At 73.6% G+C, this 20124-nt stretch carries 18 protein-coding genes and 1 pseudogene; 13 read left to right on the forward strand and 6 right to left on the reverse strand.

The features are described from left to right. Positions 1–10: 10 nt before the first annotated feature. Both ACZ4VI_RS12290 and ACZ4VI_RS12295 read left to right on the forward strand, forming a co-directional pair. The gene (locus ACZ4VI_RS12290) at positions 11–901 is read left to right on the forward strand and encodes an SGNH/GDSL hydrolase family protein (protein ID WP_467999117.1); all 891 of its coding nucleotides are present in this window, start codon (positions 11–13) and stop codon (positions 899–901) included. An 11-nt stretch (positions 902–912) separates the two neighbouring features. After that, positions 913–1854, forward strand: a complete 942-nt coding sequence (locus ACZ4VI_RS12295) for an aldose epimerase family protein (protein ID WP_467999118.1) — start codon at positions 913–915, stop codon at positions 1852–1854. Positions 1855–1902: 48 nt separating this feature from the next. On the opposite strand, the gene ACZ4VI_RS12300 is transcribed toward ACZ4VI_RS12295, so the two are convergent. After that, positions 1903–4374, reverse strand: coding sequence for a glycoside hydrolase family 3 protein (locus ACZ4VI_RS12300; protein WP_467999119.1), 2472 nt, complete (start codon positions 4372–4374; stop codon positions 1903–1905). Positions 4375–4495: 121 nt separating this feature from the next. On the opposite strand from ACZ4VI_RS12300, the gene ACZ4VI_RS12305 reads away from it, so the two are divergent. Then, a complete protein-coding gene (locus ACZ4VI_RS12305) occupies positions 4496–5104 on the forward strand; it encodes a TetR/AcrR family transcriptional regulator (RefSeq protein WP_467999312.1) in 609 nt (202 codons plus the stop codon). Between the two features lie 78 nt (positions 5105–5182). Further along, the gene (locus ACZ4VI_RS12310) at positions 5183–6406 is read left to right on the forward strand and encodes a pyroglutamyl-peptidase I (protein ID WP_467999313.1); all 1224 of its coding nucleotides are present in this window, start codon (positions 5183–5185) and stop codon (positions 6404–6406) included. On the opposite strand, the gene ACZ4VI_RS12315 is transcribed toward ACZ4VI_RS12310, so the two are convergent. Then, positions 6403–7284 carry an NAD(P)-dependent oxidoreductase gene (locus tag ACZ4VI_RS12315; protein ID WP_467999120.1) on the reverse strand — a complete coding sequence of 294 codons (882 nt, stop codon included), beginning with the start codon at positions 7282–7284 and terminating at the stop codon, positions 6403–6405. The two genes, ACZ4VI_RS12310 and ACZ4VI_RS12315, sit on opposite strands and share 4 nt — an antisense overlap. Before the next feature lie 58 nt (positions 7285–7342). On the opposite strand from ACZ4VI_RS12315, the gene ACZ4VI_RS12320 reads away from it, so the two are divergent. Both ACZ4VI_RS12320 and ACZ4VI_RS12325 read left to right on the forward strand, forming a co-directional pair. Next, positions 7343–8263 carry a LysR family transcriptional regulator gene (locus tag ACZ4VI_RS12320; RefSeq protein ID WP_467999121.1) on the forward strand — a complete coding sequence of 307 codons (921 nt, stop codon included), beginning with the start codon at positions 7343–7345 and terminating at the stop codon, positions 8261–8263. A 43-nt stretch (positions 8264–8306) separates the two neighbouring features. After that, positions 8307–9029, forward strand: a complete 723-nt coding sequence (locus ACZ4VI_RS12325; RefSeq protein ID WP_467999122.1) for a carbon-nitrogen hydrolase family protein — start codon at positions 8307–8309, stop codon at positions 9027–9029. 8 nt (positions 9030–9037) lie between these two features. Here ACZ4VI_RS12325 and ACZ4VI_RS12330 read toward each other — a convergent pair whose 3' ends face one another. The 3 genes from ACZ4VI_RS12330 to ACZ4VI_RS12340 all read right to left on the reverse strand — a co-directional run bounded on the left by ACZ4VI_RS12330 (position 9038) and on the right by ACZ4VI_RS12340 (position 11446). Further along, positions 9038–9847 carry an EI24 domain-containing protein gene (locus ACZ4VI_RS12330; RefSeq protein ID WP_467999123.1) on the reverse strand — a complete coding sequence of 270 codons (810 nt, stop codon included), beginning with the start codon at positions 9845–9847 and terminating at the stop codon, positions 9038–9040. A gap of 93 nt (positions 9848–9940) precedes the next feature. After that, the gene (locus ACZ4VI_RS12335) at positions 9941–10363 is read right to left on the reverse strand and encodes an organic hydroperoxide resistance protein (protein ID WP_467999124.1); all 423 of its coding nucleotides are present in this window, start codon (positions 10361–10363) and stop codon (positions 9941–9943) included. Between the two features lie 63 nt (positions 10364–10426). Beyond that, positions 10427–11446 carry an NADP-dependent oxidoreductase gene (locus ACZ4VI_RS12340; RefSeq protein ID WP_467999125.1) on the reverse strand — a complete coding sequence of 340 codons (1020 nt, stop codon included), beginning with the start codon at positions 11444–11446 and terminating at the stop codon, positions 10427–10429. 98 nt (positions 11447–11544) lie between these two features. Between ACZ4VI_RS12340 and ACZ4VI_RS12345 the strand changes: the two genes are divergently transcribed. After that, positions 11545–11979, forward strand: coding sequence for a MarR family winged helix-turn-helix transcriptional regulator (locus tag ACZ4VI_RS12345; RefSeq protein ID WP_467999126.1), 435 nt, complete (start codon positions 11545–11547; stop codon positions 11977–11979). A 28-nt stretch (positions 11980–12007) separates the two neighbouring features. Here the strand turns inward: ACZ4VI_RS12345 and ACZ4VI_RS12350 are convergent, their stop codons facing one another. Beyond that, positions 12008–13003 carry an SCO2400 family protein gene (locus ACZ4VI_RS12350; protein WP_467999127.1) on the reverse strand — a complete coding sequence of 332 codons (996 nt, stop codon included), beginning with the start codon at positions 13001–13003 and terminating at the stop codon, positions 12008–12010. A gap of 122 nt (positions 13004–13125) precedes the next feature. Between ACZ4VI_RS12350 and ACZ4VI_RS12355 the strand changes: the two genes are divergently transcribed. From ACZ4VI_RS12355 to ACZ4VI_RS12380, 6 genes and pseudogenes are all read left to right on the forward strand, one after another. Continuing rightward, a complete protein-coding gene (locus tag ACZ4VI_RS12355; RefSeq protein ID WP_467999128.1) occupies positions 13126–13689 on the forward strand; it encodes a hypothetical protein in 564 nt (187 codons plus the stop codon). 384 nt (positions 13690–14073) lie between these two features. After that, complete coding sequence (locus tag ACZ4VI_RS12360; RefSeq protein ID WP_467999129.1) at positions 14074–15117, forward strand: rod shape-determining protein; 1044 nt, start codon at positions 14074–14076, stop codon at positions 15115–15117. Between the two features lie 38 nt (positions 15118–15155). Beyond that, complete coding sequence (locus ACZ4VI_RS12365) at positions 15156–16640, forward strand: GAF domain-containing protein (protein WP_467999314.1); 1485 nt, start codon at positions 15156–15158, stop codon at positions 16638–16640. A gap of 162 nt (positions 16641–16802) precedes the next feature. After that, a pseudogene (locus ACZ4VI_RS12370) lies at positions 16803–17200 on the forward strand (MFS transporter); the annotation flags it as partial. A gap of 49 nt (positions 17201–17249) precedes the next feature. After that, positions 17250–18740 (forward strand): acyl-CoA synthetase, encoded by a 1491-nt coding sequence (locus tag ACZ4VI_RS12375; RefSeq protein WP_467999130.1) that lies wholly within the window; start codon positions 17250–17252, stop codon positions 18738–18740. After that, on the forward strand, positions 18733–20097 hold the full coding sequence (locus tag ACZ4VI_RS12380) for a carboxyl transferase domain-containing protein (protein WP_467999131.1): 1365 nt from the start codon (positions 18733–18735) through the stop codon (positions 20095–20097). The genes ACZ4VI_RS12375 and ACZ4VI_RS12380 overlap by 8 nt, the downstream gene beginning before the upstream one ends. Positions 20098–20124 lie beyond the last annotated feature (27 nt).

Here is a 20124-nt window from a genome sequence, read left to right on the forward strand (position 1 = left end):
GCGCCGAGGGATGCGCGGCACACGCCGTATCCGTACCACCGTCGCCGCTGCGGGGGCCGCACTGCTGCTGTGCGCGGGCGCCCTGACGGGGTGTGAGACGGCCGGACCACGCGCGGCGAAGGCCACACCGACGCCGAGGCCCACGCCCGTCTGGGACCGCACCCCCGCCTCCCTCGCCGCCGTCGGCGACTCCATCACCCGCGCCTTCGACGCCTGCTCGGTCCTGGCGGACTGCCCCGAGGTGTCCTGGGCGACCGGCACGGACACCGGCGTCAACAGCCTGGCGCTGCGGCTCCTCGGCGCTGACCGGGTGACCGAGCGGAGCTGGAACCTGGCGCGGACCGGGGCGCGGATGGCGGAGCTCCCCGAGCAGATGGCGCGGGCGGGCGCCCGGAAGCCGGAGCTGGTGACGGTCATGATGGGCGCGAACGACGCCTGCCGGGACCGGGCCGAACTGATGACGCCGGTCGAGGAGTTCCGCGCGGACTTCGAGGCGGCGCTGGCCAGGCTGCGGGCCGGCGCGCCCAAGGCGCAGGTGTACGTGTCGAGCGTGCCGGACCTGAAGCGGCTCTGGTCGCAGGGCAAGGACAGCCCGATGGGCCGCCAGGTCTGGAAGCTGGGCATCTGCGCCTCGATGCTGGCGGACGCGGAGGATCTGAGCGCGCCGGCCGAGCGGCGCCGGACGCTCGTGCGGGACCGGGTGGTGGCGTACAACACGGTCCTGGAGGAGGTCTGCGCGAAGGACCGGCGCTGCCGGTACGACGGCGGTGCGGTGTTCGGCTTCCGCTTCGACGGCGGGCAGCTGAGCCCGTGGGACTGGTTCCACCCCAGCAGGGACGGCCAGGCGCGGCTCGCGGAGATCGCCCATCGGCAGGTGACGGCGCCGGAGCCGTCCGCGTAGGGTTCCGGATCATGAGGACCACGAGGATCACGAGCGAGCCGTTCGGTTCGGTCGACGGTACGGACGTGACGCGCTGGACGCTCCAGCGGGGCGCCGTGCGGGTGCGGGTGCTGACGTACGGCGGCATCGTGCAGTCGGTCGAGACGCCGGACCGGGACGGTGTCCCGGGTGACGTGGTCCTCGGCTTCCCGGATCTGGAGGGCTATCTGAAGCGCCCGGAGCCGTACTTCGGCGCTCTGGTGGGGCGGTACGCCAACCGGATCGGGGGCGGGTCCTTCGCCCTGGACGGCACGACGTACCGCCTCCCCCGCAACGGCGGGCCGAACTGTCTGCACGGCGGGGAGCGCGGCTTCGACAAGCGGGTGTGGGACGCGGAGGAGGTCACGGGCGGGGTCCGGCTGTCCCGGGTCAGCCCGGACGGCGAGGAGGGCTTCCCCGGCCGCCTGAAGGTCTCGGTGACGTACCGGCTGACGGCGGACGGTTCGCTGCGGATCGGCTACCGGGCGCTGACCGACGCCCCCACGGTGGTGGCGCTGACGAACCACTCGTACTGGCAGCTGGGCGGCGGGCCGCAGGAGCTGCGGGTGGCGGCCTCGCGCTGGACGCCGACCGACGGGACGGGCGTCCCGACCGGGGAGTTCACCGAGGTCACGGGCACGGAGCTGGACTTCCGTACCGGCAGACCGCTGTCCATCCCGCTGGACCACAACTTCGTCCTCGACGAGGGCGGTTCGTCGGCCGCCGAGCTGTACGCGCCGGACACCGGGCGGACGGTGACCGTGGACACGACCGAGCCCGGGCTCCAGGTGTACGCGAACCCGGAGCTGGGCGGGGTCGCCCTGGAGACGCAGGCCTTCCCGGACTCGCCCAACCGGCCGGAGTTCCCGTCGACGGTCCTCCGGCCGGGTGAGGTGTACGCCTCGGAGACGCGGTACGTCTTCGGCACGCGCTGAAGCCCCGGGGCGGCTGTCAGGTTCCGCCCCGGGGCTGGTCATCAGGGGTCAGACGTCCAGCGTGGCGGTGAGGCGCGCGTCGGTGAGCGAGTGCGCGGCCCTGACCTCGTACCTACCGGGCACAAAGGCCCAGTCGTTCTTCTCCTCGTCCCAGATCTCGAAAGCGCGGCGGGGCAGCGCGATCTCGGTCTCGACGGACTCGCCGGGGCCCGCCTCGACGCTCGCGAAGGCGGCCAGCCAGCGGGCGGGGCGCTCGACGCTGTCCGACTGCGGCGCGAGGTAGATCTGGACGACCTCGCGGCCGGTACGGGTGCCGGTGTTGGTGATGCGGACCTTCGCCGCCGTCGGGGTGACTTCGAGGGAGTCGTAGACCCACGTCGTGTAGCCGAGGCCGTGGCCGAAGGGGTACGCGGGGGTGGCGCCGGCCTTGTCCCAGGCGCGGTAGCCGATGAACACGCCCTCGGCGTAGGCGAGTTCGCCGTCGGTGGGGGTGACCTCGGTGACGGGGACGTCGGCGAGGGCGACGGGCCAGGTGGTGGGGAGCCGGCCGCCGGGCTCGGCGGCGCCGGTGAGGACGTCGGCGAGCGCGGCGCCGCCCTCCTGGCCGGGGAACCAGCTGAGCAGGACCGCGGCGACATCCTCGCGCCAGGGCATCGCCACCGGGGAGCCGGCGTTGACGACGACGACGGTGTTCGGGTTGGCGGCGGCGACGGCCCGGACGAGGTCGTCCTGGCGGCCGGGCAGGGCGAGGTCCTTGCGGTCGAAGCCCTCGGACTCGACGCGCTCGGTGGTGGCGACGACCACGACGGCGGTGTCGGCGGCGCGGGCGGCCTCGACGGCTTCGGCGATCAGTTCGTCGGGGTCACGGCGCGGCCCGAGGTGGACGAAGGAGAACATGACGGCCGGTAGCGGGGCCGCGAACTCCTTGTCCAGCGGGTGGAGCAGGGACACCTCGACGGTCTCGCCCGCGGTGAGGGCGACCTTGGCGCGCTCGACGGGGGAGCCGAAGAACGCCTCGAAGGGGTCGGTCTCCGGGCCCATCGCCTGGACGCCGTCGAAGACGGTCTCCCCGGCGACGCGGAGGGTGAAGGCGCCGAGGCCGCGGGTGCCGAAGGCGTGCTCGCCGGACTCGCGCGGGGTGAACGTGCCGATGATCTCGATGGAGGCGAGGGCCTCGTGGGTGACGCCTGCCGGGAGGTCGTCGCCGATCCACTGGACCTGGCCATTGGGCAGCGAGCCCTCGCCGAGGACGGCGCCGTCGGCGCCGCGGCAGACGGCGCGGAGGGTGAAGCCTTGGTCGGCGGGGGCGAGTTCGTCGCTGGGGTCGGCGCCGACGGTGTAGGTGACCTGGGGAAGTACGGCGGTGAGGCCGTCGAGCGGGGAGACGGTGTGGTCGGGGAAGACCTGGGCGGAGCCGCCGCCGAGGACCCGGGCGTCGCGGGCGGCGGCGCCGGACAGGGCGACCGTGCCGCCGCTCGCCAGGGGCAGCGCGGCGTTCTCGTTCCGTACGAGGACGAAGCCGCGGCGGGCGATCTCCCGGGCGAGCGCGTCGCCGTCGATCGTGTCGGGGGTCTCTGTGACGACCGGCGGGGCGCCTTCGAGGGCGCCGACGCGGGCGGCGAGCCGCAGCACGTTCCGTACGGCCGCGTCGACGGCCGACTGCTCGACCTCGCCGGCGCGGACGGCGGCGGCGAGCGCCTCGCCGTAGACGGTCTGGGGGCCGGGCATGGCGACGTCGAGGCCGCCCTCGATGTCGCCCTTGGTGGAGCGGGCGGCCATCCAGTCGGAGACGTTGTAGCCGTCGAAGCCCCACTCGCCGCGCAGGACTTCGTTCACGAGGTAGCGGTGCTCGGTCATCGTCACGCCGTTGACCTGGTTGTACGCGGTCATGATGCCCCAGGGGTGGGCGTTCTTGACGATGGCCTCGAACGGCGCGAGGTAGAGCTCGCGCAGCGGGCGCGGGGCGATCTTGTTGTCGACGGTGAAGCGGTCGGTCTCGGCGTCGTTGGCGACGAAGTGCTTGACCGTGGTGCCGACGCCGCCGTCCTGGACGCCCTGGACGTAGCCGGTGCCGATCTCGCCGGTGAGGTACGGGTCCTCGCTGTAGGCCTCGAAGTGGCGGCCGCCGAGCGGGGAGCGGTGCAGGTTGACCGTGGGGGCGAGGAGGACGTGGACGCCCTTGCGGCGGGCCTCCTGGGCGAGGAGGCGGCCGGCGCGGCGGGCGAGGGCCGGGTCCCAGGAGGCGGCGAGCGCGGTCGGGGACGGCAGGGCGACGGAGGGGTCGTCGGCGGTCCAGCGGACCCCGCGGACGCCGATCGGGCCGTCGGACATCACGATCGACCGCAGTCCGATCTCGGGCACCGCGGGCAGGGACCACATGTCCTGGCCGGCGAGCAGCCGCGCCTTGGTGTCCAGGTCGAGCTTGCCGAGCGCCGCCTCGACGGCCTGCTCGCGAACGGTGTCTGCGCTGATCTTCGCCACGGCCGTACCTCCTCGTTGAAGTGCTGGGTGCGGCCCCATGGTGGACCCGTTGCCTGTAGATCGGTAGGTTACGTTACTGTTTCGTAATGTTGTGATGCCGTACGGTCCTGGGGGAAGGGACCTTCGGCAGGCGACCGGCATGGAAAGGGGGGCCACGGCGATGGTGCGGGCCAGGAGCGAGGAGCGGCGCACGGACATCGTGCGCGCGGCCCTCGAAGTGATCGCCGAGCGCGGGTACCGGGGCGCCTCGCTCGGCGCCGTCGCCGAGCGGGTCGGTCTCACGCAGCAGGGCCTGTTGCACTACTTCCCCACGAAGGAGGCGCTGCTCGTCGCGGTCCTCGCCGAGCGCGACCGGTGGGACACGAGCGGTGCGGGGTCGCGCGAGGGCTGGCGGCTCGATCTGATCGACTCGCTCGTCGAGTACAACGCGATGCGGCCGGGGATCGTGCAGACCTTCTCGGCCCTGCTGGGCGAGAGCGTGACCGAGGACCATCCGGCGCGCACGTTCTTCACCGAGCGCTACACCCAGGTCCGCGAGGAGATGGCGAACGTCCTGCGCCTGGAGTTCGGCGAGCGCCTGCCGAGCGGACTGACCCCGGAGCGGGCGGCGCCGATCCTGACGGCCGTGATGGACGGTCTGCAGTACCAGTGGCTGCTCGACCCGGACGCGGTGGACATGCCGGCGGCGTTCCGGGACTTCCTGCGGCTGCTGTACGGAAGGTCCCCAGCGGGCGACGCGGGAAACACGGGCGACCCGGGCGACAAGTGAGGGCACCGTAGCGGGAGTTGCGGGTGAGCCGGGATACTGCGCGGGCCGGTTTCCGACGCGACGGAGGTCCCGCCCGTGCTGTCCCGCATACGTCATGCCTCACTCGGCCTCGCCCTGGTCACCGCCACGCTGGTCGCGATAACTCCCCCCGCCTCGGCGGCCGTCGGCACGATCGAGGAGGCGCGGCTCGACCGGGCCGTGCCCCAGGAGATCCTGCGGCGCGGCGGATTCGACGCCGTGGCACCGGAGTTCGCCCGCGCCCTCGACGGCGCGGAGTCGTTCGAGCAGGCCGAGCGGGCGGTCGTACGGCACGGGGCGCGGCTCTGGCGCGACGCGGTGGACCGGGCACAGGGGCGCCGGGTGCACGGCGACCTCAGCAAGGACGACGACCGGCCGCTGTACTGGGCGCGCCTGGCCATGACCCGTGAACTGCGCGGATGGCAGCCGGAGTTCACACTCGGCGAGGAGGGGCGGGCCCGGCTGCTCGACCGGCTCGAACGCTCCTCGCGCGGCCAGGACACGATCCGCTTCCCGGCGGGCAAGGGCGTGAAGCGGATCCTGATGACCGGCTTCGACCCGTTCACGCTCGACCGGGACGTCCGGATCAGCAATCCGTCCGGGGCCACCGCGCTGGCCCTCGACGGCACGTGGATCCGTACGGTGGACGGGAGCCTCGCGCGGATCGAGACGGCCGTCTTCCCCGTCCGCTGGGAGGACTTCGCCGACGGGACGGTCGAGCGGACCCTGCGGGAGCAGCTGCCGAAGGTGGACCTGTTCACCACGGTCAGCCAGGGGCGGATCGGCCGCTTCGACATCGAGCGGTTCAACGGGGCCTGGCGGGGCGGCTTCCCCGACAACGAGACCCTCGCGCGCCGGGAGACCGTGCCGGTCGACGACCCGGCCACGCAGCCCCAGTGGACGGCGACGACCCTTCCGTACGCCTCGATCGTCGCGGCGGACACCGGGCGTTTCCCGGTACGGGACAACACGGCGGTGACCGAGATCCCGGCGGGCGGCACCGAGGCCGTGGCCCGCCCGGACGGGCCGACACCGGGCTCCACGGCCCGTGCCGGCGGCGGCGGGAACTACCTCTCCAACGAGATCGCCTACCGTGCGACCCTGCTGCGCGACCGCCTCGGCCTGACCGGGCTTCCCGGCGGCCATGTCCACACCCCGGTACTGGAGTTCGGCGCGGGCAATACGGACCCGGCGACGGGCACGGTCACGGACCCGGAGTTCGTACGCAACCGGCTGGACATCATCGCCCAGGTCCGGGCGATCATCGCGGTGGCGGCCTCTTAGCGAACCACGGAGCGGACGACGGCGGCCGGGTGATGGCCCGCCACGGCGGCAGGGTCCTGGCCGGCCACGGCCGCCAGGTCCTCACCCGCGAGTGCCGGGTCCTCCGTCAGGGCCCGGTGCACCGCCTCCAGGACCGGGAGCTTCGTCGCCGCCGTGGCCAGGGCGACGTCCTTGGCCGCGAGGGCGACCGGGAAGTGCGCGCCGGTCGCGGTGGCCCGCGCGACGGCGCCCGCGAGGGGGCCCGAGGCCAGGCCGCGCAGGGCGAGGTCCCGGGGCAGTCCGAGCGCGTCGGAAAGGGCGAGGGCCTCGCCGACCAGGGCGACTCCGCCGATGGCCGCGTTGATCAGGACGAGCTTGAGGGCGGCACCCGTCCCCGGTCCGCCGCACTCGGTGGTCGTCCCGAGCCGGTCGAGGACGTCCCGTACCGGCGCGGTGTCACCGCCCGCGAAGATCAGCAGCTCCCCCGTCTCGGCCCGGTCGACGCTGCCCATGACCGGGGCGTCGATCAGCGTGACGCCCTCGGGGAGCCGGCCGGTCAGGGTGTGGACGGTGTCCGGGCCGATGGTGGAGGTGTCGACCCAGTACGTGCCGGGGCGCAGCACCGGAAGCATCGCGTCCGCGACGGCGAGGGCGGCCGCCGGATCGGCCAGCATCGTGAGGACCACGTCGGCGTCCCGGACGGCGTCGGCGGGGGTCGCGGCCCGCACGGCGCCGGCCTCGACCAGGGTGTCGGCCTTGGCGGCCGTACGGTTCCACACCGTCAGCGGGTGCCCGGCGGCGAGGAGGCGGCGGGCCATCGGCAGGCCCATGCCGCCGAGCCCGAGGAAGGCGATCTTCTGCTGGGGGTCCATGGCGTTGTCCATGGCTTCGACGTCCATGGCTTCGACACTAGAAGCGGCACGACCATGCGACAAGCGAATGCCTAGCATGGCATCCATGCCTCACACTCATGGCTTGTACGAGGTCTTCCTCGCCGTCGCCCGGGACGGCTCCTTCACCGCCGCCGCCCGCGCGCTCGGCTACACCCAGTCCGCCGTCTCCCGCCAAGTCCAGTCCCTGGAGGACGAGATCGGGGCGGCGCTCTTCGAACGGCTGCCGCGCGGGGTGCGGCTCACCGACGCCGGGCGGGTGCTGCTGCCGCACGCGGAGGCGGTACGGGACCGGCTCGCCCTGGCCCGTACCGAGCTGGACGCGCTGCGCACCCTGGACGGCGGTCTGCTGCGGCTCGGCGCGTTCTCCAGCGCCACGGCGGCGCTCGTACCGCGGGCGCAGGCGGTCTTCCGCGAGCGGCACCCGGGCGTGGCCGTCACCCGCACCGAGGGCCCTTCGGTCAAGCATCTGGGCCTGATCGTGGCCGGCGAGGAGGATCTCGCGGTGGTCGCTCCGGCGGTCGGCGCCTCGGGGGCGGACGGGGTGACGCTGCATCCGCTGCTCGACGAGCCGATGCTGGTGGCGCTCGAGCGCGGGCATCCGTACGCGGGGCGGCGGGACGTGCGGCTCGCCGCACTCGCCGACGAGGAGTGGATCGTCGGCGACGAGCGCCTGGAGGACACCCTGTTCCGCCCCGCCGTCGCCGCCGGGCTCCGCCCGCGCACGGGCCTGATCGCGTCCGACTGGATCGCCAAGCTGGGCGCGGTCGCGGCCGGGCTCGGCGTCACGCTCGTGCCGGCGCTGGCCGCGGCGTCCGTGCGGCCGGACGTGGCGCTGGTGACGATCCACCCGGACGACGTCCCGTACCGGCGGATCTGCGCGGCGGTCCCGCCCGCTCCCACGGTGGCGGCGACGGCGTTCCTGGGGCTGCTGCGCGAGACGGCGGAGGAGCTCGCCCGGCCGTGGACCTCCCGAGCGGGGGGCTAATACCCCCGGCCGTCTATTGCTCCTTACAAGGGAACGCGGGAGGATGACGGCCATGATCGTCGCCGCCACGCAGTTCGCCCCGGCCGCCGGGGACATCGCCGCCAACGTCCGCACCATCGCCGAGCTGATCCGCGCCGCCGGGGCCGAGGGGGCCCGCCTGGTGGTCTTCCCCGAGCTCTCCCTCACCGGCTACGAGCCGAGCCTCATCGGCGCCACCCCCGCGCTGCACCTCACCGAGGACGATCCCCGGCTCGAACCCGTACGGGAGGCCTGCCGGGCGGTCTCGGCCGCGGCCGTCGTCAACGGCCCGGTGCGCACCGCGCACGGGCGGCCCGGCGTCACCTCGCTGGTGATCGGCCCGGACGGCTCGCTGCTCACCCGCTACGACAAGCAGCATCTGTACGGGATCGAGCTGGAGGTCTTCGAACCGGGCGCCGCCGACGGGCGGTTCGAGCTCGACGGTGTGCGCTTCGCGACGGCGACCTGCTACGACAACCGCTTCCCGGAACTCGCCGAGCGGGCCGCGGCCGACGGCTGCACGGTCTATCTGGCGAGTTCGGTGCTCTCCGCCGACAACGACTCGTTCGAGAAGGTCTACCCGGCGCGGGCCCGGGACTTCGGCCTGTACGTGGTGCTGAGCAACGCCCTCGGCGCCAGCGAGGACGGTGTCGCGGCCGGCGCGGCGGGCACCTGGTCCCCGACCGGCGAACGGATCGCCGACGCGGGCCCCGACCGCGAGGGCTTCGCCCTGGCCGAGGTGGGCTGAGCGACCGGCTAGGCGCCCTGGTGCTTCCGCAGGTCAGGGGCGCCTGCCGGTGCGGGCTCAAGCTCCTCGTCGTCCGTGTTCGTCTCGCCCGTCAGGTCGCGGACCATCAGGGTCGCGCCGGCGACGGCACCCGGCATGAGGAAGACGGCCACGAAGGGGATCAGGAAGGAGAGGGTCAGCGGGACGCCGAAGCCCAGGGCGAGCATGCGGCGGCCGCGCAGCAGGGTGAGGCGGTCCTTCAGTTCGACGCGGCGGCGCTGGAGGGCGACGGCCGTCAGCTCCTCGGCGAGGAAGAAGCCGGAGACGCAGAAGCCGACGACCGGGACGACCGTCTGGCCGACGACGGGGATGAAGCCGCAGGCGAAGAGCAGGACGCCGTACAGGGCGACCCGCACCAGGACGCGCAGGCTGTCGCGTGCCGAGATCCACAGCTCGCGCCAGAGCGGCAGGCCGGACTCGGGGACGTCGCCGCCCTCGGTGCGGTCGACCTGCTCGGAGAGCGACTCGTAGAACGGCTGGCCGACGAGCAGGGTCACGGCGGTGAAGGTGATGACCGCGAGGAAGAGCCCGAAGGCGATGACGAGGCCGGTGAGGAAGCCGCGGAAGAGGCCCTGCCAGGGGGAGGTCCAGTCGTCGGCGAAGGGCGTCGCCCAGGCGGCCAGGTCGTCGGCGCCGTACCCGAGACCGATGAGCGCGCCCACGTACAGGACGAGGGTGACGAGCCCCGGCAGCAGTCCGAAGCCGAACCACCGGCCGTGCCGGCCGACCCACTTCTGCCCCTGCACCAGATAACCGAACCCAGCCCCGAAATCACGCATGTCGATCACCCTATCGGGCGGCCGAACCGGTCCGGACGCAGAGAGCCGCACCCCGGTCGGTCGGGGTGCGGCCCTCTTCATCGTATGCGTAACTCAGACGGCGAGCTCCACCGTGATGTTCCCGCGGGTCGCCTTGGAGTACGGGCAGACCTGGTGGGCCTTCTCGATCAGGCTCTTCGCGGTCTCGGCGTCCACGTTCGGAATGGTCGCCGAGATCTTGACGATGATGCCGAAGCCGTCGTCGTTCTTGCCGATGCCGACCTCGGCGGTGACCGTCGAGCCCGAGACGTCGGCGTTCTCGTTGCGGGCGACGACGCCCAGCGCACCCTGGAAGCAGGCGCTGTAGCCGGCGGCGAAGAGCTGCTCGGGGTTGGTGCCCGCACCGGAGCCACCCATGGCCTTCGGCGGGTTCACGACGACATCGAGCTGACCGTCGTCGGTCGCGACCCGGCCGTCGCGACCGTTCTCAGCGGTGGCGATGGCCGTGTACAGGACGTCGGAGTGCTGGATGGACATCTGGGTCTTCCTCTTCCTCGTTCGCCGCGACTCGCGCCCACGATCGCGACGGCTGAGGGAAGACTAGCGGGTCGTTGAAACGATCATCTTTCCGGTGTTCTCGCCGCGGAGCAGGCCGAGGAAGGCCTCCACGCCGTTCTCGATGCCCTCGACGACGGTCTCGCCGTACTTCAGCTCGCCGGAGCGCAGCCAGCCGCCGACCTCCTGGACGAACTGCTCCTGCAGGCCGTAGTGGTCGCCGACGAGGACGCCCTGGAGGCGCAGCCGCTTGCCGATGATCATGGCCATGTTGCGCGGTCCGGGCACCGGCTCGGTGTCGTTGTACTGCGCGATCATGCCGCAGATGGTGGCGCGGCCGTGCACGTTGAGCGAGGAGATCGCGGCTTCGAGGTGGTCGCCGCCGACATTGTCGAAGTACACGTCGATGCCGTCCGGGGCGGCCTCGCGCAGCTGGTCCTTGACCGGGCCGTTCTTGTAGTTGAAGGCGGCGTCGAAGCCGTACTCCTCGACGAGCAGCTTGACCTTCTCGTCGGAGCCGGCCGAGCCGATGACCCGGGAGGCGCCCCTGAGCTTCGCCATCTGGCCGACCTGGCTGCCGACGGCACCGGCCGCGCCGGAGACGAAGACGGCGTCGCCCTCCTTGAAGGAGGCCACCTCGAAGAGACCGGCGTAGGCGGTCAGGCCCGTCATGCCGAGCACGCCGAGGTAGCTGGAGAGGGGGGCCAGGTCCGGGTCGACCTTGGTGGCGTGCTGGGCGGGCACGTCGGCGTACTCGCGCCAGCCGAGGCCGTGCAGGACGTGGTCGCCGACGGCGAAGCCCTCCGCGTTCGACGCGACGACCTCGCCGACCGCGCCGCCGTCCATGGGCTGGTCCAGCTTGAACGGCGGTATGTAGGACTTCACGTCGTTCATCCGGCCCCGCATGTACGGGTCGACGGAGAAGTGCAGGTTCTTGACCAGGATCCGGCCCTCGGCGGGCTCGGCGACCGGGGTCTCACGGAGCGCGAAGTCCGCGGGGGTGGGCCAGCCGTGCGGGCGGGCGACGAGGTGCCACTCACGGCTGGACGCGGGAAGTACGGACATCGGCTCTGCCTCCTGGAACGAAGAAACTACTTCAGCATCTGAAACAACCATGCCCCTGGATATTTCATGTTGTCAAGTATCTGGGTACGATGGATCCCATGGCCACCTCACGCACAGACCCACTGACCCTCGAAGTCGTCGAGCTGATCGGCGCGGTCGTGTCGCGGTACCACCAGGAGTACGAGCAGGCGGCCGCCGATCACACGCTCACCGGCGCCCAGGCGCGGGTCCTCGGACTTCTCTCCCTGGAGCCGGTCCCGATGCGGAAGATCGCCCAGAAGCTGCACTGCGAGCCGTCGAACGTCACGGGGATCGTCGACCGCCTCGAATCGCGCGGCCTGGTGGAGCGGCGCCCCGACCCGGCCGACCGCCGCGTCAAGCTGGCCGCGCCCACGCCGGAGGGGCTGGACACCGCGCGCCGGCTGCGGGAGTCGCTGGACTTCGCGCGCGAGCCGCTCGGGCAGCTCACGGAGGTCGAGCGGACGCTGCTGCGGGATCTGCTGAAGCGGATGCTGGGCGAGGACGCGCCGTAGCGGCCGGCTCGTCCGCCTACCAGCAGAACTACCAGCAGAAGAAGAGGAAGCAGCTCGGCTCGGGGCTCGGCGTGGGCGCCGGGGGCGTCGGCGAGCCGCCCGGCGGCGGCGCCGTCGGGCTGCCGCTGCCCGAGGCGGTCGGTGTGGGGCCGGACTGCGACGCGGACGGGGAGCCCGTCGGCGGAGCGCTCGACGGGTCGCCCTGACCGCCGTCCGAGCCCTGTGGGCCCCCGCCCCCGCTCCCCGAGCCGTTCCCGCCCCCGGAGGCCGGCCCGCCGGACCCCTGGCCCGGTATGCCCGTGTGGCCGAGCGCGGGCGTGCCCGTGTCCTTCGGGGTGGCGGACTTCGTCACCTCGGCCGGACTCGGCCCGCCCGACGGCGGGGCGCTCTCCGAAGGCACGGGCGGCAGCGAGGTCTCGACGACCTCCTCCTCCTGTACGGCGGTGGCGGCGCCGCCCTCCTCCGGGGGCTCCAGGGCCACCTTCGCCAGGCTCAGCGAGCCGGCCGCGATGACCAGGCCCAGCGTGCCCACCAGGACGTTGCGCCCCTTGCGGCTGCGCGCCCGGCGGCTCCGGCGGCCACCCGCCCTCGCCGAGGCCGGGCCACGGCGCGCGGCACGACCGCCCGGAGCGGCGCCGCGGGGCGGTTCGAGCGGGTCCAGTTCGTAGACGTGCTCCCCACGCTCACCGGACTCGGCAGGCTCACGGTGCTCACCGGGCTGGAGGTACTCGGCAGGCTCACCGGGCTGGACGTAGTCAGCAGGCTCACCGGGCTGGACATACCCCACAGGCCCACCTGGCTGGACATACTCCACAGGCCCACCTGGCTGGACGTACCCCACAGGCCCACCTGGCTGGGCGTATCCGCCCCGCTCGGCGTACTCCGCGTACTGGACACGCTCGGCCGCGACCGCACGCGCGGCCGGCTGAGGGGTCTCGTACCGCAGCTCCTCGACGGGGGTCCCGCATCCGGCACAGGCAAGAGCGCCGTTGAGGTGCCGTCGGCACTGGTGGCAGTAGTCCATGGCTGCCGCAGAGTATGTGTCGGCAGGCCACAGGAGGTAGGCGGGAAGGTGAGGATCCTGTGAGGAAACCCCTGGTCGACGGCGTGGCGTCGTGATTCTCCCGCTTCGGGCAGGATGGGCTCATGACACCGTCCGAGCCTTTCGGGCCACGTGAGTTCCAGCTCGTCCTGCTGCGCCGTATGGCCGACCACCAGCCGGACCTGGTGGAGGACGCGCTACGACGGCTCGGAGCGAGCCACGCCGAATCGCGGGAGGCGAACCGCCGCTGGCAGGCGTGGGCCCATGCGCGCCGGGGCCCCGGTGAACTGGCCCGTTACCGCTCCGTCCTGGGTGAGCCCCTCGCGCGCCGCCCCGTCCCCGAGCTCGACGCCGAGCTCCTGGAGTGGGAGCTTCCGCCCTGGCCCGAGCTGCGCTGGCAGGTGATCGCGGGGGCCGCGGCGGGCCGCGGCGCGGCGGTCTGGGGCTGCGGGCTTGTCCGCGCCCCCGGCTCCCCCGTCCCCGACCTGCGTACCGAGGCCGATCTGCGGCCCTGGAGCTGCACCCTCGCCGAGGTCGGCAACGCCTTCCCGCCGGCCCGGGCCCGCGACGGCAGCGCCCCGACGCGGCTGCGCCTGGACTTCACCCTCCCCGACGGCACCCCGCGCGCCGCCGAGTTCACCTGGGGCCTCCTGCAACGCCTGCTCTGAGGTGACGGCGCATCGCGCCGACGCCCGGGCCCGTCATCATGCCGCGCCGGCCGACCCGCGCCGAACCCCGCTGCCCCCCGCCGAACCCCGCCACCCCCGCTACCTCCACCGAACCCCGCCCCGGCCGCCCCATTGCTGGAACCCGCCGCCCACGCTGACCAGCTGACCCGGCTGGGTCGGCTGAACCCGCGGACCCCGCTGAACCTGCCGTCCTCGCCGACCCCCGCCGCCCCCGCTGACCCGCCGTCAGGCGTACCGCACCCCCGGGCGGCGCAGCCCAGCGCGCGCTGCGCCGGAGCCGGTCGCACGATGCGAACAGAACGCCGCAACACCGAACACACCACACTTCGCTCCGTGCCAGCACCGCACTCCGGAGGATCTGCCGTGACCGTCAGCCTTGAGCAGCTGCGCCGTTGCCATGTCGCCGTCGACCTGGGGGCCGCCCGGACCCGGGTCTTCGTCAAGGGCGCCGGACTCGTCGTCGACGAGCCCAGTGTCGCCGCCGTGAACACCCGTACCGGCGCGCTGATCGCCGTCGGCGCGCTGGCCGAGAAGATGACCGGCCGCACCCCCGACTACATCCGGGTCGTCCGGCCCGTCTCCGGCGGCACCGTCGTCGACATCGAGATGGCGCAGCGGATGCTCCGTCACCTCCTCGGCGAGAAGCTCCGCCGTCAGCTGCGCCGCAAGCCCCGGCTGCGCGCCGCCGCCAGCACCCCGCACGACAGCGACCCGCTCGCCCAGCGCGCCGCCGTGGAGACCCTCGTCGGTCTCGGCGCCCGGCGGGTCGAGCTGGTCGACACCCTGATCGCGGCCGCCGTGGGCTGCGGACTCCCCGTCGAACAGCCCACCGCGACGATGATCATGGTCTGCGGGGCGGCGACCACCCAGGTCGCCGTGCTCTCGCTGGGTTCGATCGTGACCGCCGAGCGGATCCCGGTGGGCGGTGACGCGATCGACCACGCGGTCATCCAGCACCTGCGCCACCAGCACGAGCTGATGCTGCCCAGCCAGTCCGTCCGGCCGCTCCAACTCGCCCTCAGCGGCAACGGCCTGACCCTCCAGGGCCCGTCCTCCACCGAGATCCACGGCCGGGACGTGGCCACGGGCCTCGCCCGCTCGGTGACCGTCGACACCGCCGCCGTACGGGAGGCGATCCACACCCCGCTGACCGCCGTCCTCGACGGCATCGGCAAGATCCTGCGCGACTGCCCGCCCGACCTCGTGGCCGACCTCGCCGAGCGCGGCGTCATGATGGTCGGCGGCAGCGCCCTGCTCCCCGGGCTCGACCAGATGCTGCGCGAGGCGACCGGGATGCCCGTGCACATCGCCGAACGGCCCGACGTGTGCGCGATCCTCGGGCTCGGCGCGATGCTGGAGGGCAAGATCCAGCCGATGGTCCTCGACCCCCTGACCCACACGGAGTGACCGTCGGCCAGGACGACGAACCGGCGCCCCGTCTGCCGATGCTGCTCCAGGCGGTCCTGAGTGTCGGCACCGAACTCGAACTGCGGGCCACGCTCCAGCATCTCGTGGACTCCGCGACCGAACTGATCGGGGCGCGCTACGGAGCGCTCGGGGTCGTCGACCCCGAGCGCGGGCGGCTCACCGAGCTGTTCACGGCCGGGATGACGGAGGCCGAGCGGCAGCGGATCCCCCGGCTGCCGGACGGGCGCAGCGGCGTCCTCGGCGTCCTCCTCCGGGATCCGCAGCCGCTGCGGCTCGACGATCTGACGGCCGATCCGCGCTCCTCCGGAGTGCCCGAGGGCCATCCGGAGATGCACTCCTTCCTCGGTGTCCCGATCCGCGTCCACACCGAGGTCTTCGGCAACCTCTATCTCACCGAGAAGCGCGGCGGCGGCCCGTTCACCGAGGAGGACCTGGCCATGCTGCGGGTGCTCGCCTCGCAGGCCGGGATCGCGATCGGCAACGCCCGGCTGTACGAGACCGTCCGGCAGCGCGAGCGCTGGATCGACGGCGCGGCGGCGGTGACGACGGCCCTGCTCGCCGGGGAGGCCGCGGCGGACGCGCTGACGACGGTCGCCGAGCGGGCGCGGCTGCTCGCCGACGCCTCGGCCGGGGTCGTCCTGCAGCCCACCGAGGAGGGCGGGATGGAGATCGTGGCGGCCTCGACGGTGGACGACCCGGGTGACCTGGTGGGGACGACGATCACGCCGGGCTCGCCGGTCCTGGAGCAACTGCTCGGCGGGGAGCCGGTGTTCATCGAGGACTCGGCGACCGATCCGCGGATGACGACGCATGTACGGTCGCGGTTCGGGCCCTCGATGATGTTGCCGCTGCAGAGCGGCGGCCGGCTCATCGGCACGCTCGCCCTCCCCCGGCGGCGCGGCGGACGGCCGTACACGGCGGTGGAGCGGCTGCTCGCCTCGCAGTTCGCCTCCCAGGCGGCGCTCGCGCTGGTCCTCGCGGACGCGCAGCACAACAGGGAACAGCTGGCCGTGTACGAGGACCGCGACCGGATCGCCCGCGACCTGCACGATCTCGTGGTCCAGCGGCTCTTCGCGACCGAGATGATGCTGGAGTCGACCCGGCGGCGGGCCGCGGAGTCGACCGACGAGAACGCGCTGCTCGGGCGGGCGGTGGACGAGCTGGACTCCACCATCCAGGAGGTACGGACGACCATCTTCGCCCTCCAGCAGCCGCCCACGGACGCGCCGACGACGTTCCGCGGGCGCGTGCTGCGCGAGACGGGCGGCGCATCGGTGCTGCTCGGCTTCCAGCCCTCGGTGCACTTCTCGGGCGCGGTCGACACCCTGATCACGGAGGCCGACGCCGAGCGGCTGCTCGCCGCGCTGCGCGGGGCGCTGGCGGCGGCCCACCGCCGGCCGGGCGTCACCGCGATCACGGTCGAGGTGGCGGTCACGCCCGAGGGCCCGCACCTGGTGGTGGCGGACGACGGCCGACCGCCGACGACGGTGACGTGGCCGTAGGCCCTGAGGCCCCGTACGGCCCAATCCCGCGCGCCCCGCCCTGCGCCGCGACCTTGACTGGTCGGGTGGACACCCTCGAGAAGCCCTCCGGTGCCGCCTACCGGAACCTCGTCATGGCCACGATCGGGTTCGCGCTCACCTTCTGGGCGTGGGCCCTGATCGGCCTCCGGTTTCGCCCTCGTCACCGTCGTCTTCCGGCCGATCGGCGGCCGGCTCTCGGACCGGGTCCATCCGGCTCTCGTCACCGCCGCCGCGCTCGGCTTCGTCGCGCTCCTCGCCGTCGTGCAGGCCTTCGACCCGCCGCTGAACCCGGGCGGCACGATCGTCCTGCTCTGCATGGCCGCCGGCCTTGGCACCGCGAGCGGCTCGGTCTTCGCGCTGGTCTCCCAGGTCACTCCGCAGCCGCAGGTCGGCAGTGTCACCGGCATCGCTTCATGCTCCTGTCCGATCTGGCGCTCGCGGGCTGCGTGTACGCGTACGGGCGGATGCGGACCCTCCGGCCCACCGGGGAGGACGACCCGGTCCGGGAGGTGAGCAAGGTCGCAGCGCGCCGCCCCTGACGGGCGGGGAGAATGCCCTCGGCATCCCGCTACGCGAGGAGGACGACCCGTGAACGCGCTGTTCCCGGCCCTGAAGGCCCGCTCGGACCGGCCCGCACTGCGCTTCGGCGCCGAGACGCTGACCTACGACGAACTGGGCAGGGCGGCCGGGGCCTTGGCGGTGCGGATCGTGGGCGCGGGCCGGGTCGCCGTCTGGGCCACGCCGACCGCCCGGACGGCGGTCGCGGTGGTGGCCGCGCTGCTCGCCGGCGTGCCGGCGATTCCGCTCAACCCGCGTACGGGCGAACGGGAGTTGGCGCACATCCTCGGGGACAGCGCCCCGGGGGCGGTACTTGCGGGAGCGGACGACGTACTGCCGGTGGGGCTCGCGGAACTGCCACGGATCGACGTGGACGTACGGGATCGGGGGCCGGCCGTCGCTTCCGCCGACGGGCCGGACGACCCCGAGTCCGCCGCGCTGATCGTCTACACCTCCGGCACCACCGGCCCGCCGAAGGGTGTCGTCCTCTCCCACCCTGCGATCGCCGCCTCCCTCGACGCACTGGAGGAGGCCTGGGCGTGGACCGCGGACGACGTCCTCGTGCACGCGCTGCCGCTCTTCCACGTGCACGGGCTGATACTGGGCGTCCTCGGGCCGCTGCGGCGCGGCGGATCGGTTCGGCACCTCGGTTCGTTCTCCGTCGAGGGCGTGGCCCGGGAGCTGGGCGCGGGCGGCGGCACGATGCTGTTCGGCGTACCGACGATGTACCACCGGATCGCGGACGCGCTGGCCGGCGATCCGGCGCTGGTACGGGCGCTGGCCGGAGCGCGGCTGCTGGTCTCGGGCTCGGCGGCGCTGCCGGTCCACGACCACGAGCGGATCACGGCGGCGACGGGCCGGACGGTGATCGAGCGGTACGGCATGACCGAGACACTCATGCTGTGCTCTCTGGGGGTGAACCCCCAGACCCCCGCGTCCGTCCCCGTGGGCTCCGAGCCCCGCCCGGGGTCCGTCGGGCTCCCCCTCCGCGGAGTGGAGCTGCGGCTGGTGGAGGAGGACGGCACGGAGCTCGGGGCGTACGACGGGGAGAGCGTCGGCGAGATCCAGGTCCGGGGCCCGAATCTCTTCACCGCGTATCTGAACCGGCCGGACGCCACGGAGGCCGCCTTCGACGGGGGCTGGTTCCGCACCGGCGACATGGCGGTCCGTGAACCCGACGGGTACGTACGGATCGTGGGCCGGAAGGCCACGGACCTGATCAAGAGCGGCGGGTACAAGATCGGCGCGGGCGAGATAGAGAACGCGCTCCTGGACCACCCGGCGGTGCGGGAGGCCGCGGTGACCGGGGAGCCGGACCCCGACCTGGGGGAGCGGATCGTGGCCTGGGTGGTGCCGGTGGACGCGGAGCGCCCGCCGGCGGCCGGGGAGCTGGCCGACCATGTCGCCGCGCTCCTCGCCCCGCACAAGCGCCCGCGCACGGTCCACTTCCTGCGCGCGCTGCCCCGCAACGACATGGGCAAGCTCCTGAAGAAGGCCCTCCCGGAGGCTCTCCATGACTGACCGCCTCACGGCCCGCGAGGTCATCGCGCTGGTCACCGACGACTTCGTCCCGTCGGCGGAACCCCCGCGGGCGTCACCGGTCCCGGACGGTCCGATCGGCTGGGCCGGATACGACGCGGCACGCGCGCGTGCCGCCGAGAAGACCGGCGAGGAGGAGTCCGTCCTGCACGGCAGGGCCACGATCGGGGGTCGCCGAGTCGTCCTGGTCGCCTTCGAGTTCGGCTTCCTCGGGGGCTCGCTCGGGCGGGCGGCCGGCGACCGGCTCGTCGCGGCGTACGGCACCGCCATCGCCGACCGGGTCCCGCTGGTGTCGCTCGTGGCGACGGGCGGCAGCCGGATGCAGGAGGGCATGATCGCCCTCGCCCAGCTCCAGCGCGTGGCCGAGGCGACCGTACGGCTGCGGAGGGCCGGCGTCCCCCATGTCACGGTCCTGCGCGACCCGTCCACCGGCGGCGGCTGGGCGACGGTCGGCGCGGGCGCGGACGTGGTCCTCGCCCTCCCCTCCGCCCAGGTGGCCTTCGCCGGCTCACGGGTCCGCCCGCCGGACGCCGACCCGACCGCGTACACGGCGGAGGGCCAGTGGCAGCACGGCCACGTGGACGCCCTCGTCACCCCTGCCGCCCTACGGACGACGCTGGGCCTGTGGCTACGACTCCTGACGGGCGGCGACCCGTCCGGTACCCCGTCCAGCATCCCGTCTCGTGAGACTCCCGCTCCCCCGCCCCGCGCTCTCGCGGAAGCCACGCCGCCCGGGACCGGGTGGGAGGCCGTCGGGCGGGCGCGGGCTGAGGGGCGGCCCCGGGCCGGGGCCTATCTGGACGCCTACTTCAGCGTGCGGGCCGCGATCCGTGGGGACCGGGCGGGTGGGGTGGACGGCGGGGTGGAGTGCGGGTTCGGGCTGTATGAGGGGCGGACGGTCGCGTACGCCGCGCAGGACGGCTCGGCGACCCGCCCCGCGGGATTCCGGACCGTGGCCCGTCTGGTCCGGCTCGCCGACCGGCTCGGGATCCCCGTGCTCACCCTCATCGACACGCCCGGCGCCGCCAACGACGCCGAGGCCGAGCGGGCCGGGGCGGGCCCGGCGATCGCCGACGCGTTCGTCGCCGTGGCCGAGGCGCGGGTCCCGGTGACCTCGCTCCTCGTCGGCGAGGGCGGTTCGGGCGGGGCGCTTGCGCTGGCCGCGCGGGACAACACCTGGGCCACGCCTGACGGTTACTTCTCCGTCATCGCCCCGGAGCTCGCCTCGGCGATCCTCAAGAGGTCCCCCGACCAGGCCCCGGTCACCGCCGACCAGCTCCGGCTGCGCCCTCAGGACCTGGTGGAGCTGGGCATCGTACGAGGGATCGTCGGGCGGTAGCACGAAGCCCCCTCGGAGTGAGGGGGC

The organism is Streptomyces sp. NPDC029169 (genome assembly GCF_055563935.1).

What these genes read in the sequence shown, in the direction of transcription:
- ACZ4VI_RS12290 (WP_467999117.1), top strand. Translation starts at nt 11, where the DNA reads ATGCGCGGCACACGCCGTATCCGTACCACCGTCGCCGCTGCGGGGGCC.
- ACZ4VI_RS12295 (WP_467999118.1), top strand. Translation starts at nt 913, where the DNA reads ATGAGGACCACGAGGATCACGAGCGAGCCGTTCGGTTCGGTCGACGGT.
- ACZ4VI_RS12300 (WP_467999119.1), bottom strand. Translation starts at nt 4,374, where the DNA reads ATGGGGCCGCACCCAGCACTTCAACGAGGAGGTACGGCCGTGGCGAAG.
- ACZ4VI_RS12305 (WP_467999312.1), top strand. Translation starts at nt 4,496, where the DNA reads ATGGTGCGGGCCAGGAGCGAGGAGCGGCGCACGGACATCGTGCGCGCG.
- ACZ4VI_RS12315 (WP_467999120.1), bottom strand. Translation starts at nt 7,284, where the DNA reads ATGGACGTCGAAGCCATGGACAACGCCATGGACCCCCAGCAGAAGATC.
- ACZ4VI_RS12320 (WP_467999121.1), top strand. Translation starts at nt 7,343, where the DNA reads ATGCCTCACACTCATGGCTTGTACGAGGTCTTCCTCGCCGTCGCCCGG.
- ACZ4VI_RS12325 (WP_467999122.1), top strand. Translation starts at nt 8,307, where the DNA reads ATGACGGCCATGATCGTCGCCGCCACGCAGTTCGCCCCGGCCGCCGGG.
- ACZ4VI_RS12330 (WP_467999123.1), bottom strand. Translation starts at nt 9,847, where the DNA reads ATGCGTGATTTCGGGGCTGGGTTCGGTTATCTGGTGCAGGGGCAGAAG.
- ACZ4VI_RS12335 (WP_467999124.1), bottom strand. Translation starts at nt 10,363, where the DNA reads ATGTCCATCCAGCACTCCGACGTCCTGTACACGGCCATCGCCACCGCT.
- ACZ4VI_RS12340 (WP_467999125.1), bottom strand. Translation starts at nt 11,446, where the DNA reads ATGTCCGTACTTCCCGCGTCCAGCCGTGAGTGGCACCTCGTCGCCCGC.
- ACZ4VI_RS12345 (WP_467999126.1), top strand. Translation starts at nt 11,545, where the DNA reads ATGGCCACCTCACGCACAGACCCACTGACCCTCGAAGTCGTCGAGCTG.
- ACZ4VI_RS12350 (WP_467999127.1), bottom strand. Translation starts at nt 13,003, where the DNA reads ATGGACTACTGCCACCAGTGCCGACGGCACCTCAACGGCGCTCTTGCC.
- ACZ4VI_RS12355 (WP_467999128.1), top strand. Translation starts at nt 13,126, where the DNA reads ATGACACCGTCCGAGCCTTTCGGGCCACGTGAGTTCCAGCTCGTCCTG.
- ACZ4VI_RS12365 (WP_467999314.1), top strand. Translation starts at nt 15,156, where the DNA reads ATGCTGCTCCAGGCGGTCCTGAGTGTCGGCACCGAACTCGAACTGCGG.
- ACZ4VI_RS12380 (WP_467999131.1), top strand. Translation starts at nt 18,733, where the DNA reads ATGACTGACCGCCTCACGGCCCGCGAGGTCATCGCGCTGGTCACCGAC.